The organism is Bradyrhizobium sp. CCBAU 11430, assembly GCF_028128855.1.
GTDB lineage: Bacteria > Pseudomonadota > Alphaproteobacteria > Rhizobiales > Xanthobacteraceae > Bradyrhizobium > Bradyrhizobium ottawaense.
The window spans coordinates 110,899-127,238 of sequence record NZ_LBJV01000055.1 but is presented as its reverse complement, the minus strand read 5'-3'; the positions used below and the strand labels follow the sequence as shown (position 1 = coordinate 127,238).

The following is a 16,340-nucleotide window of genomic DNA, read 5'->3' as shown; positions in this document are numbered from 1 at the left end:
TTATATAGGACGCCGTGGTTCCCGGGTCAATTCAGGACGCGTGGGCCGTGGCCAGGAAGTCCAACACCAATCGGCTGACCTCGGCCGGCTGCTCCTGCTGCACCCAATGGCCGGCGCCATCGACCAGATGGCAGCCGAGCATCTTCGTGCAGCCGCGCCCCTGCATCGCCTCGAACACGCCCGGACGCTGGTAAGTGCCCCAATCCTGCTTGCCCGAGATGAAGCAGGAGGGCACGTCGATGCTGCGTCCCGCAAACAGCTGCATCTCGCTGTTGAGAGCGCCTGTCGTGCCGTAGCGATACCATTGCAGCCCGCCCTGGAATCCGGTGCGGCCATATTCGCCGCTGTAATAGGCGAGGTCGCTGTCCGGCAGCCATTGGTTGGCGGCGATCGCGGCGGGCGAAGGCATCTCCTTGGCGACCGTCTCCGCCATGGTCTCGTTCAGATCCATCACGTAATAGGTTGGCAGCTTTGCGAGCTCGTCCGCCGACCACGACGCCAACGGATAAGGCTTGTTGTCGGTCCAGTCCGCGCTCTTGTGATGATAATAGGCGCGCAGGAAATCATGCACGCCCTGCGGCGCGTGCTGCATGTCGGCATTGGCCGGGCGTGTCGCATAGTACCACTGGTAGTGCTTTCGCGGACGCGGCAGGCTGGCGAGTTCGCGATGAACGGGATCTTCGGCCGCAGGCCGAGCCGGCGCATCTGCGGTGTTGAACGGCAGCGCCGGCGGCCCGCCGAACGGCGCGCTCATCATCGTCACCGAACGAAACACGTCGGGCCGGATCAGCGCGCACCAGGCCGCGACCGGGCTGCCGAAATCATGCCCGGCCAGATCGACTTGCCTATAGCCGAACGCCGACACCAGGGCGAGTGCATCGCGCACGAGATTGAGGAGCGAGAACGGCGCAAGGTCGCCGTCGTAATCCGCAGTCCATCCCGTCGTGCGGCCATAGCCGCGCTGGTCCGGCGCAATCACGTGATACCCGGCCGCAGCCAGCGTCGGCATCACCTTGCGCCAGGAGAAGGCGAGCTCGGGAAAGCCGTGCAGCAAGAGGAGGCATGGCCGCCCCGTGGTCTCGAAGCCAGCCTCCAGCACATGCATACGCAAGCCGTTGATGCCGTCGACATAACGCGAGCGGATTCCGGCGGGCAGGGGGATGTCAGGGAGCGCGGTCATCGTGTCTCTCCACTCGGGTGGAATCGTAGGGTGGGCAAAGGCGCGCATCGCGCGCCGTGCCCACCATCTTTCCGCTACGCGTCTGCATGGTGGGCACGCTTTGCTTTGCCCACCCTACGGCATCTCGCTAGACGGACTCACACACGAACGCATTGCCCTTGCGCCGGATCTTCCCCACCGAGGGCGACGGGAAATGCGCGGTGCAGCACAGCGTGTCGGTGTCGCAATAGCGCTCCAGGAAGCTGCGGCGCGTTTTCGCTGCCGCGGCTGGATCGACGTCGAACTTGATCGATAGCTCCGGATAGAGCGTCTGCAGCGGCGAGTGCATGAGATCGCCGGAGAACACGGCATCGTCCTTGCCGCGGCCCATCGTGACGGCGATATGCCCCGGCGTGTGGCCCGGCGTCGGCAGGATGCGGACGTGATCGCCGATCTCATGATCATTGCCGACGAGCTCGTGGCGTCCCGCCTCAACCACCGGCAGCACGCTGTCGGCGAAGGGGGCGACCTGCGCCTTCGCGTTCTGCTCGGTCCAGTGGTCGAATTCCTGCCTGGCGAAGACGTAGCGTGCCTTGGGGAAGGTCGGCACCCAGCGGCCGTTCTCCAGCCGCGTGTTCCAGCCGACGTGATCGACATGCAGATGCGTGCACATCACGAAGTCGATGTCCTCGACCGCAAAGCCGGCGGCGCCCAGCCCGCGCAGATAGGTGTCGTCGGTCTTCATGTTCCATTTCGGCCGAGGCCGCGGCTTGTCGTTGCCGATGCAGCTGTCGATCAGGATGGTGTGATGCGGTGTCTTCACCACGTAGGACTGGAAGCACAGGAGCAGCACGTCCTGGTCATCCAGCGCCTTGGCTTGCCGCATCCATGCCCGGTTCTCGGCCAGCACTTCCTGCGTCAATCCCGGCAGCATCTCCAGCGCCGGGACGAACGAGGTTTCCTGCTCGATGATGCGATGGATGGTGAGATCGCCGACCGAGAACTTCAGGCTCATGAGAACTCCGCGTTTACAGCATGATCCGGACCCGGAGGGCCGCGATAGCGCAAAGTGTTCAGCGGTTTTCCGACAAGATCATGCTCAAACAACAACCCTAAAGCGCGATGATCTTCATCGCGCTTAGGCGGCCGGCGGCACCGAGATCTTGACCGAGGGCCGCTCCAGCATCTTCTGATGGAAGGCGTCGAGCTTCGGATAGGCCTTGCGCCAGCCGCAATCGGCGAAGCGGAAGTCGGCATAGCCGAGCACGCAGACGAGGCCGATCTGCGAGATGTCGAACGGGCCGTTCAGAACCTCAGGCATGTTCTCGAACCGCGCCATGCCGGTCCACGCCCTGTTCCAATGGTCGTCCGACCAGGCCTGCCATTGCAGGCCCTGCGGCCGCACCATCTTCTCGTAGCGGCACAGCAGCATGGAATCGAGCATGCCGTTGATCAGGGAATGATTGGTCTTGGCCTTCCAGCGCGCGGGACCGTAACCGGGGATCAGGGCGCCGCCGGCGGTCTCGTTGAGATATTCAACGATGACGTAGGAGTCCAAAATGACGTCGCCGTCATTGGTGATCAGCACCGGCAGCTTCTTCAGCGGCGTGATCTTCGAATAGTCCTCATTGGCCGTGCCCGGCGCGACGCTTGCGGGCACGAGCTCGATCTTGTCGATCAGCCCGAGCTCGATCGCGGCGATGCGCACCTTGCGGGCGAAGGGCGAGGCGGGGGAGAAGGTGAGCTTCATTGGAAATAACCTCTATCCAGACACACAGTCCTCATCCTGAGGAGCGCGCCCCTTGGCGCGCGTCTCGAAGGATGGACAACGAGGGACGGTCGCTCTTCACCCGGCGCGAACGTCGGGCGACTGTGCTTGTGGCGCATCCTTCGAGACGCGCGCGTTGCGCGCTCCTCAGGATGAAGGCACGGCTTACGCCGCCACGATCTCCTGGCGCTGCTCGCCGAGACCCTCGATGCCGAGCGTCACGACGTCGCCGACATTGAGGAAGGTCGGCGGCTTCATGCCAAGGCCGACGCCGGGCGGGGTGCCTGTCGTGATGACGTCGCCGGGCAGCAGCGTCATGAACTGCGAGACATAGGAGATGCACTTGGCCATGGAGAAGATCATGGTCTTGGTCGAACCGGTCTGGCGGCGCTGGCCGTTGACGTCCAGCCACATCGACAGGTTCTGCACGTCCTTGATCTCGTCCTTGGTTGCAAGCCACGGTCCGAGCGGGCCGAACGTGTCGTGCGACTTGCCCTTGGTCCACTGTCCCAGGCGCTCGATCTGGAAGGCGCGCTCGGAGACGTCGTTGCAGACGCAGTAGCCGGCGACGTGGTTCAGCGCGTCGGCTTCCGAGACATATTTCGCACGGGTGCCGATGATCGCGGCGATCTCGACTTCCCAGTCGAGCTTGGTCGAGCCGCGCGGCTTTTCGACCGCATCGTTCGGGCCGGACAGCGACGTGTTGGCCTTCATGAAGATGATCGGCTCGCTCGGGATATCGGCGCCGGTCTCCTTGGCATGGTCGGAGTAGTTGAGGCCGATCGCGACGAATTTCGAGATGCCGGTGACGGGGGCGCCGAACCGCGGCTTGCCGGAGACCGCCGGGAGCGAGGCGGGATCTAGGCCTGCCAGCTTCTTCAGGCTCTCGGGCGAATAGGCCTCGCCGGTGAGGTCCTTCAGATGCGCCGACAGGTCGCGCAACTGGCCGGATTTGTCGATCAGGCCGGGCTTTTCCGCACCCTTCTCGCCATAACGAACAAGCTTCATTCTCGTTTCTCCCTAGGAATGGACCGATCGGTTAAGCAGCTTCATGGAACAGGGCGAGGGGAAATTCAACCGCCCAGAGCGGGGCGCATTGCAGCCCTCTGGATTCGATGGGCGGACGGCGCTCTCGTGTCCCGGACGCGACGCAGAGCCGGGATCCAGATACATGGGCCCCGGCTTAGCAGCGCATCACTTCGTGCTGCGCAGCATCCGGGGCACGAGACCTAGGCCAGCGCCACAAACCTGAATGCCTCTCCATCCCGCCTGATATGCCCGGCCGAGAAATGGCCGCCGATCACCAAGGTCGGCGTGTCGGCAAAGCGGCCGAACAATTCGCGCCGTGTCTTTGCAGATTGGCTCTGGTCGGAGTCCGCGGTCGAGGACCAGTCGAGATGCGCCATCTGGCAGGGGTGATGGGCGACGTCACCCGTGAGCAGGCCCTGCTTACCGTCCGATCGGATGAGAATGCTCATATGGCCGGGACTGTGGCCGGGGGTCGGGATCATGCTGATTTCCTCGCACAGCTGGTGATCGCTCGGAATCAGATCGGCCCGGCCGGCATCGACGATCGGCTGCACGGAATCCTCGAACACGGCTCGCTTGTCCGGCTCGGTCGAATGCCCCAGCCAGTGCTCGTATTCGGTCTTGCCGAAGACATAGCGCGCCTTGGCAAAGGTGGGCACCCATCGGCCGTCGACCAGCCGCGTGTTCCAGCCGACATGATCGACATGAAGATGCGTGCACAGCACAGTGTCGATGCTGTCGGGCGCAAAACCGGCTGCCATCATCGTCGCGAGGAACGGCGTGGTGCGGTTGTTCCAGGTCGGAACATTGCGGCCCTGCTTGTCGTTGCCGAGGCCGGTGTCGACCACGATGCGGCGCGACGGCGTCTCCAGCACCAGCGAATGGATCGACATTTTCAGCCGGCCCTCTTCGGTGGCGAAATGCGGGATCAGCCAGGGAAGTTTCTGGATCTCTGCGTTGCTCGCGAGCGGCAGGATGAAGCGGGTCGAGCCGACCGTCTCCAGCTCCACAATCTTGGTGATTTTGACCTGGCCGACCTTCCACTGCATCCGCCGCCTTCCCATGTTTTTGCCTTGATGCCGAAAGATGCGCCGTTTCCGTCATCGAGCGCAATGGATCATCTGAGGCGGTGCGGCGTTATCGCGGGAACCCCAGGAAAAAGCCGAAGAGGAAGCCATGCCAGAGCTTGCGATTTCCGCGGAGAAAGTCGCCTTCATCATCGAGAAGGCGCGTGAATTCGACGTCAAAGAGGGGGATTCCGATCCGGATTCCGGCTCGAACCCGACCGATGACGACGCGGTCGACGTCCTCGAAGACGATGGCTCCGATCCTGTCGTCCAAGAGCTCGGCAGCTTCATGATCGCCTTGAACGAGGACGAGCAGCTTGATCTCGTCGCGCTGACGTGGCTCGGTCGCGGCGACGGCACCATCGATGACTGGGACGATTTGCGCGCCCGCGCGGTGGAGGCGCGCACCGAATATCGCAGCCCCCGCCGCGAAACGGTGCATTACCTGCTCGGCGAGCCGATGCTGGGCGATCTGCTCGCAGGCGGGCTCGACGAATTCGGCATCGACTGGACCGACGAGCGCACGACGGCCGATTCGTCCGCTCCCAGTCGGCAGGACGAAGACGAGCCGACGAAACAGCGGTGATCTTGCTGACCTCGCCCCGCTTGCGGGGAGAGGTCGATCGCAAAGCGATCGGGTGAGGGGGACTCTCCGCGAGTCCAACTCTCACCGTGTTTGCCGAAGCAGCCCCTCACCCCAGCCCTTTCGGCGCGAGCGAAGCTCGTCGCGGCCCCGTAAGAACGGGGAGAGGGAGAGGACCGGTCACAACGTCCCCGGGAATGCGCCGCCATCCAGCAGGATATTCTGGCCCGTAATGAAGCCGGCCTTGGCGCCGCACAGGAAGGCGCAGGCATAGCCGAACTCGTCGGGCTGGCCGAAGCGCCCGGCGGGATTGAGCTTGGCGCGCTCGGTCAGGATCTGCTCGGCCGAGACGCCGCGCTTGTCAGCCTCGGCCTTTGCGGTGCCGGTGAGACGGTCGGTCTCGAACGGGCCGGGCAGCAGGCCGTTGATGGTGACGTTGTTGATCACGGTCTTGCGCGACAGGCCGGCGATGAAGCCGGTGAGGCCGGCACGCGCGCCGTTGGAGAGGCCGAGGATGTCGATCGGCGCCTTCACCGCGGCCGAGGTGATGTTGACGATGCGGCCGAACTTGCGCGCCATCATGCCGTCCACGGTCGCCTTGATCAGCTCGATCGGCGTCAGCATGTTGGCGTCGATCGCCTTGATCCAGTCGTCACGGGTCCAGTTGCGGAAATCGCCGGGCGGCGGGCCGCCGGCGTTGTTGATCAGGATGTCGGGCTCGGGGCAGGCCTTCAGCACGGCCTCGCGGCCCGCCGGCGTCGTGATGTCGCCGACGATCTCGGTGACCTTCACATCAGGATAGGCTTTCCGGATCTCGTCCGCCGTCTTCTTCAGCGCCTCGGCGCCGCGCGCGGTCAGCGTGACGTCGACGCCGGCCTCCGCCAGCGAGATGGCGCAGGCACGACCGAGGCCCTTGCTGGATGCGCAGACGATGGCGCGGCGACCTTTGATCCCAAGATCCACTGTTTCACTCCCGTAATGTCAGGCAGGTTTTGGATGGCGCCCACTCTATCCAACATCGGCGTCGCTGATAAGGCACGGGCTCGCATCAAAATGCATGCGCCTCGCCGCTAGCGATGCAAATGCGACAGATCAGATGCGCTGTTCCTGCTTGAGGCGGTCAATCGCGGAGGTCGCTTCCGGGGGCAGCGACTTGAAGCCCATCTGACCCGCCGTCGAGAACAGCGGCCGCAGATGCGAGCCGGCGAGAAAAGGCGGCTGTCTGTTGGCCGGCACGATCTGGTCGAACACCAGGACCAGCGTGGTAGCGACGAGACCGACCCTGACGGCGCCGAGCGCGGCACCGCCGAGCCGATCGCCGATGCCGGCGTCGCGGATCGTGTCGTTCAGCGCCAGGCGGCCGATATAGCCGAACAGCATGCCGACCACCACGAAGATTCCGAACAGCCAGATCCAGTTCTGCAGCAGCGGCGCATTCGGATTGCCGGCGATCTGCGGCACGATCAACGGCATCAGCGCGACCGCGATCGGCGCAGCGAGGAGATAGGCGAGGATGGTCATGGCGCTGCGGAGCAGGCCGGTCCTGAAGCCGAAGCCGACCGCGATGGCGAGCGCGGCGTAGACGGCGAGATCGAAATTGTTCATCAGCAAAACCCTGCCCTCGACGGAACGAATGAACGCCGGACCGATCATTCCGGTTTCAGATCGCTAAAATCGTCTGTATTGATGGCTCCAAGAGCGTAAGGGTTATCGCCAATGTCAGGCCTATTTGACGTCAGTAAAGAAACCATCCTCGTCACGGGCGCGAGCCAGGGGCTGGGGCGGCAATTTGCCCGGGTGCTCGCCGCCCACGGGGCAGCCGTCGCGCTCGCGGCGCGTCAGGCCGACAAGCTGAAGAGCCTGGAGGAGGAGATCCGCGGCAAGGGCGGCCGCGCCGCCGCGGTCGCGCTCGACGTCACCGACACGGCCTCGATCGCCCGGGCCGTCGACGCAGCAGAGGCCGCGCTCGGTCCCGTCACGGTGCTGATCAACAATGCCGGCATCGCCATCGAGAAACTCGCCACCGAGCAGACCGAAGCGGATTGGGACGCGGTGATCGGCGCAAATCTCAAGGGCGCCTATTTCCTCGCGACGGAAGTCGCGCGGCGCATGATCGCCCGCAAGCAGTCGGGCAACATCGTCAACATCGCCTCCGTGCTCGGCACCGGCGTCCTGAAGGCGGTGTCGCCTTACGCGATCTCCAAGGCCGGCATCATCCAGGCGACGAAGGCGATGGCGCTGGAACTCGCCGGCCAGAACATCCGCATCAACGCGCTCGCGCCCGGCTATATCGACACCGAGATGAACCACGCCTTCTGGTCGACGCCGGCCGGCGAGCGCCTGGCCAAACGCATCCCGCAGCGCCGTGTCGGCGCCGAGTCCGATCTCGACGGCGCGATTCTGCTGCTGGCGTCACAGGCGTCGCGGTACATGACGGGGAGCGTGATCACGGTCGACGGTGGTTTCCTGCTCAATTGAGCCCGGCTGTCGTCCCGGACAAGCGCGCCTCAAGCGCGCGCACATCCGGGACCCATAGCCACAGGGAGAAATTTGGCGAGGACTCGGAGTTATCATCTCGCACCACAACTCCTCCCTGTGGTTATGGATCCCCGCGTTCGCGAGGACGACACCGAGAATGACGTGGCAGCGCCGACTAACTCGCCCGCATCTCCGCCCTGATCATATCCGCCGCCTTCTCTCCGATCATGATGGTCGGCGCGTTGGTGTTGCCGCCGATCAGCGTCGGCATGATCGAGGCGTCGACGACGCGCAAGGCCTCGACGCCGTGCACCTTCAGTGCCGGATCGACCACGGCAAGCGCATCCGTCCCCATCTTGCAGGTGCCAACGGGGTGATAGACGGTGTCGACGCGATCGCGCAAAATGTTGCGGATGTCGTCGTCGGTTCGCACGTCGGACGTGAACATGTCCTTCTTCTGCAGCGCGCGCAGCGCCGGCGTCTCCATCAGACGGCGCGTGGTCTTGAAGCCCGCGACCATCCTCTCGAGATCCTCCTCTTCGCCCAAAAAGTTCGGATCGATCAAGGGCGCTGCGAGCGGATCGGCGCTCTTCAGGGACACGCTGCCGCGGCTCTTCGGCCGCAGCAGGCAGACGTGACATGAGAAGCCCGCCTCCTTGTGCTTCTTGCGGCCGTGGTCGTCGAGCATCGCGATGACGAAGTGGAGCTGGATGTCAGGCACGTCGAGATCGGGCCGGGTTTTCAAAAAGCCGCCGCACTCGGCGAAATTGGTGGTCATCAGGCCGCGTCGTTCGCTGCGATAGCGCTGGATGGCACGGAGCAGGGACGGCAACCGTCCGAGCGAGGCATGAACGAAGTGCGGAAAGTCGGAGGCGTAGACGAACACGAAATCCGGGTGGTCCTGCAGATTGCGCCCGACGCCGGGCAGATGGTGCACGACGCCAATGCCGTGCTTGCCAAGCGCATCTGCATCGCCGATGCCCGACAACATCAGCATCTGCGGTGACTGGAAGGCGCCGCCAGCAAGGATCACCTCGCGGCGCGCGCGCAGCTGCTTCGTCTGCTTGCCCTGCACATATTCGATGCCGACGGCGCGCCCGCCCTCGAACAGGATTTTCGTGGCGTGTGCGCCCGTCTCGACGCGCAGATTGGCTCGCTTGCCGATGTGGGGATGCACATAGGCGCGCGCCGCGCTCCAGCGTTCGCCATTGTGCTGCGTCACCTGATAGCTGCCGAGCCCTTCGTGATCCTCACCATTGAAGTCCTCGCGAATGCGGAACTGCGCCTCGCGTGCGGCCTGATGGAAGACATCATGGATCGGATTGTCCGCGCGCAGCCGGTTGACATGCAGCGGGCCGCCCTTGCCGTGATACTCGCCGTCGAAATCGGAGTTGTTCTCGGAAGCCTTGAAATAGGGCAGCACCTCCGCATACGACCAGCCGGCATTGCCGAGCGAAGCCCAGTGGTCGTAGTCCCATTTGTGGCCGCGGATGTAGACCATGGCGTTGATCGCCGAGGAGCCGCCAAGACCCTTGCCGCGCGGCTGATAGCCGATGCGGCCGTTCAATCCCACTTGCGGTACGGTATCGAAAGCCCAGTTGGCCGTTTTGTAAGGCAGAGCAAGCCCAAACGGTGTGGTGATGCGCCAATTGTCGTTCGTCCCGCCCGCATCCAGCAGCGCCACGGACGTCGCCGCATCCTCCGACAGCCTTCCTGCAACCGTGCAGCCGCCGGAGCCCGCGCCCGCGACGACGAAATCGAATGTGTCAGTCACTGATGCTTCCCCCTATCGTCATTCCGGGGCGCGCCCCTTGGCGCGAGCCCGGAATCCATAACCCCGACTGGTGGATATGGATTCCGGGCTCGACGCTTCGCGTCGCCCCGGAATGACGAGCAACTACGACATGAACCGCATCAATTTCTCCAGCCGCGCGATCTTGCCGCCATAGGGTGGATAGAGGTCGGCGAGGCGGTTGAACTTGGAGCGATAGAACACCGGCTTCAGCTTGCTGAACGTGCGAAAGCCCCATTCGCCGTGATAGGCGCCGGTGCCGGATGCGCCCACGCCGCCCATCGGCTGGTTGATTTGCGTGAAGTGAAACAGGCAGTCGTTGATTGTGACGCCGCCGGAGATGGTGCGCGCCAGCACCTCGTCGCGCGCGGTGCCGTCCTTGCCGAACCAGTACAGCGCCAGCGGCCGGTCGCGATGGTTGATGAAGGCGATGGCATCAGTGGGATCGCGATAGCTGAGAATGGGGAGCACCGGCCCAAAAATCTCCTCCTGCATCGCCGCCATCGCTTCGGTCGCACCGACGATCAGCGTCGGCGGGAATTTGCGATGCGCCTTCCAGTTCGGATCGTCCGCCTTCGCCGGCTCCAGGATTTTTGCGCCGCGCTGCGCCGCGTCCGCGACGAGGCCTTCCAGCCGCGCATAATGCCGGTCCGAGATGATCGAGGTGTAGTCCTTGTTTGAGGGATCGGTGCCGAACATCCGCCGCATCTGGGCGCGCACCTTCTCGGCGAAGGCCTGCAACGAGCGCTCCGGCACCAGCACATAGTCCGGCGCGATGCAGGTCTGCCCGGCATTGAGCAGCTTGCCGTAGGCGATGCGCTCGGCCGCTTCATCGAGGTCGGCCGAGGCATCGATGATCGCAGGCGACTTGCCGCCGAGCTCGAGGGTAACCGGCGTCAGGTTACGCCCCGCGGCCTCCGCGACCAGCCGCCCGACCCGGGTCGAGCCGGTGAATACGAGGTGATCGAACGGCAGGCGCGCAAACGCCTCTGCGATCTCGCCCTCGATGCCGGTGACGAGCAGCTCGGTCGCATCGAATCGCGCGGCGACCGTCTCCTTCAGCAGGCCTGCGAAGTGCGGCGTGAGCTCGCTCGGCTTGATCAGGACGCGGTTGCCGGCGGCGAGCGCGCCGATCGCGGGCGCGAGCGTGAGCTGGAGCGGATAATTCCAGGGCGCGATGATGCCGACGACGCCGAGCGGCTGCGGCATCAGCCGGTTGCGCGCGGGCAGGAATTGCAGCGCGGTCGCGACCCGCTGCGGCGCCATCCAGCTCTTGAGGTGCTTTGTGGCATGCCGGATCTCGGAAAACAGCAGCATAGTCTCGGCGATGGTGGTCTCGACCGCCGAGCGGTGGCCGAAATCGGCCGAGATGGCCTGCCGGAAACGCTCTTCGTTGTCGGCGACCACGGCACGCAGCCGCGCCAGCCGGTCGAGCCGCTCGGCAAGGCCGGCCGGCGGCTCGTCCCGCGACCGCGCGACCATGGCGTGGAAGGCCTCCTCCAGTGCTCCGACCGGGGCGCTCGTCAGGGATTTGTCCACGGGCGTTCCTCCCTCAAGGGCGCGTGTCAGCCTTAATCTTGTTGCCGCAAGCTGGCCCTTTGTGGAACTTCTGGCAAGAGCGCGCGGAACGCAGCCGAAATCGGTCGCTTCCGCTGTCATAAAGTCGAAAAAAACGTTCCCGCGGCCCTTTCCAAAGGCAGCTCGGGTTGGTACATACGCCCCGCACCCGAGGGCTTTGCCCGGGGTTGCCTTCCAAGGAAGCCTTTGGGACGGACGAGAAAAGCCACGCGAACAGCGCCGGCCTCAACCGACCGTCCCCGGGATCTAACTGAAGGCACGCAAGTGTTTAACGCGGGGTGGAGCAGCCCGGTAGCTCGTCAGGCTCATAACCTGAAGGTCATAGGTTCAAATCCTATCCCCGCAACCACTGATACCGACACTCCCGTAGCCGAGGCTGCGGGAGTTTTGGTTTGTGCCGCCTTTTCCGCGTTACGCGCAGCAGTCCAGCTCAGGATTGTGCCCAAATCACCATGGAGGGTGGCGTCGATTTGGCCGCGCTTGGCACCCGGCCGGAGAACGATGCGTTCGATCAGACCACGAAGAGCCTGGGCGGCCTCGGCCCGGTCTTCAGGACGGTTCAAAGCCTCAGTGAGGTGGGCGACCTTCTTGGCGTAGACTTGCGAGGCGCTCGGGAGAATGTCCGGGGTATCGGCAGGAGCTTCGGCGAGCAGGGCAGAGAGCTCGGTTTTGCGAGCCTCCAGCGCATCCATCGCCGCGATCATCGACTGCTGGAACATGCCCTCCTTGATCGCTTCGACCATTCCATGGATTTGCTTTTCTACCTTCGCCAGTTCAGCGCGCCAAGCATCGCCGCGGGCTCGCCGGTCTCGGTTCAGCCGGTTCATCTCCTCAGCATAGGCGCGCATTGCTTCTGCGATGACGTTTGGCGCCAGCAACCGGTCCTTCAGCCCGCCCAATACGCGATGTTCGAGTTCGCTCCGCGCCAAGGTGCGGCCGTTCGAACAGGACCCGTTGCTGACATGTGCCGAGCAGACGAAGCGATCGGCTCCGCGCAGTGAACAGGGGCCATCGCATAAGCCGCAGAGGACAAGTCCCGAGAACAACGACTTTGGGCGACGAGCACTGTTAAGTCGTTTGTTCGAATGGTGCTCGCGGACAGCTACTGTCACATTGATAAATTTTTCGGCGATCTCACTTTGCTTGGCTTTCACCCGATCCCAGAGTTCATCCTCGATGATGCGAAGCTCTGGAACTTTGGTGACGATCCAGTCGGCCTCCGGATTGAGACGCGAGATGCGTTTCCCCGTCGAAGGATTCTTAATGTAATGCAGCCGATTCCAAACGAGGCGTCCCACGTAAAGCTCGTTATTGATGATCCCGGTGCCGCGCTTGACATGGCCCCGGATCGTCGTGTCATTCCACAGCTGGGTCTCAGGGCCGGCTATGCCTTCGGCGTTGAGCTTCACCGCGATCGCTCGCGGACTGATGCCAGCGGCGAAGTCCCGAAAGATGCGCCGGATTACGCCGGCCTGGGCCGGATCGATCTCTCGGTCTCCCCGGATACGATCTCCGCGCTCGTCGAGCCGTTTGATAACGCGGTATCGGTAGCAAAGCCCGCCACCTGACTTTCCACCCTCTACCCGACCTCGCAAACCACGGTGCGTCTTCGCAGCGAGGTCCTTCAGAAATAGAGCATTCATAGTCCCTTTTAGACCGACGTGAAGCTCGGTGATTTCCCCTTCGGCCAAGGTGACGATCGGAACCCCGGCAAAGCGCAGTTGCTTGAACAGGGTCGCCACGTCCGCTTGGTCGCGGCTGATGCGATCGAGCGCCTCAGCGAGCACGATATCGAACGCACGGCTCTGAGCATCCTGCAACAGGGCTTGGATGCCCGGACGAAGGATCATGCTCGCACCGGAAATTCCGGCATCCTTGTAAGAATTGACGATCGTCCACTTCTCACGCATCGTGCGTTCTCTGCAAATACGAAATTGGTCTTCGATCGAGGCGTCACGTTGATTGTCAGACGAGTATCGGGCATAGAGCGCAACTCGCGTCATTGACTTGTCCTTGCATTCCGCTTTGCGCCGGCACATGGCGCCGTGAAGCAAAAAATATCGAATGAACGCGGCATTTATATGCCGTGCACACCCGGATATGTGATGCAAGGAAAGGCTATCGCGGCGCTCTGGAGTGAACTAAAAGACGCTGCGCTGTGTGCGTCTTTGCTCATATCCCATTTGCTGGTACTCGAGAGCTCCATCTACACAATGGCGATGTGCGATGAGCGTCGGCTAAGCCGCGCCTAGATTGTGCTGGTTTCTTTCTCGGGCGAGGCACAAGCTGATCGACGACCTTTGATATCGTCACGGGCCATTTGTCGTCCGATAAGCCGGGCGAGGCGAAGGATTGAGTGCTCGGAAGGCTTCGCCTGATTGACTGCTTCCGCTATGGTCGGAAGCCTTGAATTTTCGACGCTCTTGATTTTCAACGCTGTGCCTCCGCTGGGCACAGTCAAAACAAAGCTTCCGTGGACTTGAAAGTACGCGAGGACGTCGAGGCGGTCTTCGGATACATCTTCGTATAAGTGGGCCGCTTCGAAGCCGAATCCGCCGGCCTCTTCATGTCAATTCGGACGGGACTCGCAAGGATCGCCTAACAAGCGGGTCAACCTCACCGACACCGCACGAAACCGCGAGACGTCCTGTCCTCGCAACATGCGGCTGAGAGAGGTCCGGCGACATCAGGTGTCCTAGCCCGTCATTGGGCGCGAGCGACCCCACCGCGCCACCAGAATTCACCATGTGCTTCCGGATGGCTCGTCAGGTCTTTGTCGCCGTCTTGGCAATCTCCGTCTCGACGCCGGTCGCGCAAGCCTTGGCGAATGAGTAATCCATGCTCGTGGACGCCACACTCTTCACGAATTCGCTGACGACGTTTTCCCTGGAGTAAGGGCCGGTCGCCTTGAACTTGGCGATAGCTCCATCCGCGGCTGTAAACTGAGCGACGCACAGCGGTACCAGAACCGACATCCTGCCACTGGTCTCCGCCGAGGCGCGCATGATTCTAGCGTTCTCCCCGGTGACCCAACCGCCCCAGGCAAATCCAATCGCCATGGTCGCCACCGCGCCGAAAGCGATTCCTTGAAGGAAGCGGGTCCGCGCCTCGCCTTGTAATATTGCAGGAAGTTTCATGATGGTTGGCCTTTCGTGAGCGCATGAGGACGTGCATCGGCGCTGCTGACGCACGTTGGTAAACCCAATTTTATGATTGCGCCTTCCGATGGCACGTGAGCTGCTACTACGACGATACGCGGCGACTTCGGAGGTCGCTGCTTTCTGGGCAGCTTCAAGGTGAGCATCCGCCAACCTCTAGCCGAACACTATATCCCTGGAGTGACCGTGTAAATGGAGTGACCGTGTAAATGACGATCCGCTCTGGCTCGACTGCAGATCCAGGCCGCGCGACGAGCCGCGGCCGCTTCCCCTAGTCAGACGAGCCGCTTTGCCAGAGCGTCACGGCTACGACGAGCCGAGTGTAATTGGCGTGTCTGAATTCCTCATCCCAACGGATAAGATCGTAAGCGATCTTGTGCGGCGTATAGGCACGGAAGTTGAAGCCAGCCGAGAGATGCCGCGCAGCGGCACCTTCCTTGGCCTCCTTGGTGATCTCCGTCATACGGCGCCTTTTTTGCAAACCCGCCGAAAGACCTGCGCTGGACACCTGATCGTGTTCGGCGTCGTTGGCGCGGGGCGTTCGGACGCGCGATCGAGACTGAGTACCTTGAGCCACTGTAAGCACCCACGCTGCTAAACGTGCTTCGCTCAAGGCCGGGCTCCTTGCTCGGGACCACGCTGCGCTTCCCGGTGGGGAATAGCCAGTGAAATCGGCGCCGCGCTCAAGGCAAGCGTTCACTGGAACCCTAAGCGGCCGGGTTGATTAGCTCAAGAGCGGAACGAAATGGCCTGATGCGCCACCTCGCAGGCATGACTGTCTCCGCCTCTCAGTGTCGCGGCGGCGCGGTTGTCACACTCCAATTGAATGATGTCCAATATGTCTGGGTCGAAAGCGGTTCGTCAGAAGTCACCAGCGGCGACAGGTGAGCAAGGCCGGGTAGTTCGGCTAACGCTTGAGCTTCTCGATCAGGTTGACGCTTGGGCACTCAGCCAGAAGCGAAGGCCCAACCGATCAGAAGCGATACAGCTGCTGGTGAAGACGGCGCTGGACGGCCTGCGTGATCGGTCTATGCGCCAAGCTCCGAAGTCGAAGCGTGAGAGCTCTCGGATCCGGGCAAAGGAGCTGGCCTCTGACGCAATCGACGGGATGGGCGATGCGGATGCGACATCTGAAGACAGGGCAAGCCGGAAGGGGAAACTAATGAAGGGCCCCGAAGAATTTCGCAACGTGCGGCGGGACAGATCGAACAGTTGAGGCTGATCGTGTGACAGGACGACAGCCGTATCGATGTCCGAGTCGTCAGGCAAGCGACACACCGATTGGTGGGACTATATGTGATCCAATTTTCTGGAGCGCTCCATGAATCGGTATTTCTTTGACATCCAAAGTGGTCGCGATTTCTTTGCAGACGAGGAAGGTCTACCCCTTCCCAATCTGAAAGCCGCCGAAGTCAAAGCAATGCAAACCTTGACTGGAATCGCCAAGGAATCCGTCTTCCAAAGCAAGCGGCCGGATTTGGCAGTGGAAGTGCGCTCGAGCACCGAACAGCTGTTCTGCGTTTCGATAGTCCATCGGAACTCGAGCACCACGCATTGAAGCCGGTTCCCAAAGGCCAATAGAGTCCTGCTCGCTTGGATCCGCTACCGATCGATGCATAGGTGCGCCGGTCTTGCCGCGGCGTGAGTGTAGCGATCGCTTTCCGACACACCCACATCCGGCACGGCAAGGGCAAAACGACCGTTGTCCCGAAGGTTCGGCCAAAGTCG

General features: G+C 62.8%; 15 protein-coding genes and 1 tRNA gene. 4 read left to right on the top strand and 12 right to left on the bottom strand.

The window, feature by feature from the left end; genetic code table 11:
- Positions 1-31 precede the first annotated feature (31 nt).
- From XI04_RS16765 to XI04_RS16745, 5 genes are all read right to left on the bottom strand, one after another.
- On the bottom strand, positions 32-1,180 hold the full coding sequence (locus tag XI04_RS16765; protein ID WP_271609589.1) for an alpha/beta hydrolase: 1,149 nt from the start codon (positions 1,178-1,180) through the stop codon (positions 32-34).
- A 127-nt stretch (positions 1,181-1,307) separates the two neighbouring features.
- Positions 1,308-2,174 (bottom strand): MBL fold metallo-hydrolase, encoded by an 867-nt coding sequence (locus XI04_RS16760; RefSeq protein ID WP_271609588.1) that lies wholly within the window; start codon positions 2,172-2,174, stop codon positions 1,308-1,310.
- A gap of 123 nt (positions 2,175-2,297) precedes the next feature.
- A complete protein-coding gene (locus XI04_RS16755) occupies positions 2,298-2,909 on the bottom strand; it encodes a glutathione S-transferase family protein (RefSeq protein WP_028140635.1) in 612 nt (203 codons plus the stop codon).
- A 183-nt stretch (positions 2,910-3,092) separates the two neighbouring features.
- On the bottom strand, positions 3,093-3,935 hold the full coding sequence (locus XI04_RS16750; protein WP_038973158.1) for a fumarylacetoacetate hydrolase family protein: 843 nt from the start codon (positions 3,933-3,935) through the stop codon (positions 3,093-3,095).
- Positions 3,936-4,156: 221 nt separating this feature from the next.
- Complete coding sequence (locus XI04_RS16745; RefSeq protein ID WP_271609587.1) at positions 4,157-5,005, bottom strand: MBL fold metallo-hydrolase; 849 nt, start codon at positions 5,003-5,005, stop codon at positions 4,157-4,159.
- A gap of 127 nt (positions 5,006-5,132) precedes the next feature.
- Between XI04_RS16745 and XI04_RS16740 the strand changes: the two genes are divergently transcribed.
- Positions 5,133-5,609 carry a DUF3775 domain-containing protein gene (locus XI04_RS16740; RefSeq protein WP_038973160.1) on the top strand — a complete coding sequence of 159 codons (477 nt, stop codon included), beginning with the start codon at positions 5,133-5,135 and terminating at the stop codon, positions 5,607-5,609.
- A 177-nt stretch (positions 5,610-5,786) separates the two neighbouring features.
- Here XI04_RS16740 and XI04_RS16735 read toward each other — a convergent pair whose 3' ends face one another.
- The gene (locus XI04_RS16735) at positions 5,787-6,569 is read right to left on the bottom strand and encodes an SDR family oxidoreductase (RefSeq protein WP_028140631.1); all 783 of its coding nucleotides are present in this window, start codon (positions 6,567-6,569) and stop codon (positions 5,787-5,789) included.
- 129 nt (positions 6,570-6,698) lie between these two features.
- Positions 6,699-7,211, bottom strand: a complete 513-nt coding sequence (locus XI04_RS16730; RefSeq protein WP_028140630.1) for a CvpA family protein — start codon at positions 7,209-7,211, stop codon at positions 6,699-6,701.
- A 111-nt stretch (positions 7,212-7,322) separates the two neighbouring features.
- Here XI04_RS16730 and XI04_RS16725 point away from each other — a divergent pair, with 111 nt between their 5' ends.
- Positions 7,323-8,084, top strand: coding sequence for an SDR family oxidoreductase (locus XI04_RS16725; protein ID WP_028140629.1), 762 nt, complete (start codon positions 7,323-7,325; stop codon positions 8,082-8,084).
- 175 nt (positions 8,085-8,259) lie between these two features.
- Here the strand turns inward: XI04_RS16725 and XI04_RS16720 are convergent, their stop codons facing one another.
- On the bottom strand, positions 8,260-9,858 hold the full coding sequence (locus tag XI04_RS16720) for a GMC family oxidoreductase (protein ID WP_038948814.1): 1,599 nt from the start codon (positions 9,856-9,858) through the stop codon (positions 8,260-8,262).
- A gap of 123 nt (positions 9,859-9,981) precedes the next feature.
- The gene (locus tag XI04_RS16715) at positions 9,982-11,358 is read right to left on the bottom strand and encodes a coniferyl aldehyde dehydrogenase (RefSeq protein WP_370157274.1); all 1,377 of its coding nucleotides are present in this window, start codon (positions 11,356-11,358) and stop codon (positions 9,982-9,984) included.
- A 368-nt stretch (positions 11,359-11,726) separates the two neighbouring features.
- Between XI04_RS16715 and XI04_RS16710 the strand changes: the two genes are divergently transcribed.
- Positions 11,727-11,803: transfer RNA gene (locus XI04_RS16710), tRNA-Met, on the top strand.
- Here the strand turns inward: XI04_RS16710 and XI04_RS16705 are convergent.
- The 3 genes from XI04_RS16705 to XI04_RS16695 form a co-directional block, all read right to left on the bottom strand.
- Positions 11,760-13,457, bottom strand: coding sequence for a recombinase family protein (locus XI04_RS16705; RefSeq protein ID WP_271609599.1), 1,698 nt, complete (start codon positions 13,455-13,457; stop codon positions 11,760-11,762). The two genes, XI04_RS16710 and XI04_RS16705, sit on opposite strands and share 44 nt — an antisense overlap.
- Positions 13,458-14,219: 762 nt before the next feature.
- Positions 14,220-14,591 carry a hypothetical protein gene (locus XI04_RS16700; RefSeq protein WP_049801952.1) on the bottom strand — a complete coding sequence of 124 codons (372 nt, stop codon included), beginning with the start codon at positions 14,589-14,591 and terminating at the stop codon, positions 14,220-14,222.
- 292 nt (positions 14,592-14,883) lie between these two features.
- Entirely contained in the window at positions 14,884-15,225 is a 342-nt protein-coding gene (locus XI04_RS16695; RefSeq protein WP_271623729.1) for a hypothetical protein, read from the bottom strand.
- A gap of 708 nt (positions 15,226-15,933) precedes the next feature.
- Here XI04_RS16695 and XI04_RS16690 point away from each other — a divergent pair.
- Positions 15,934-16,170, top strand: a complete 237-nt coding sequence (locus tag XI04_RS16690; RefSeq protein ID WP_028140622.1) for a DUF6894 family protein — start codon at positions 15,934-15,936, stop codon at positions 16,168-16,170.
- Positions 16,171-16,340: the final 170 nt, after the last annotated feature.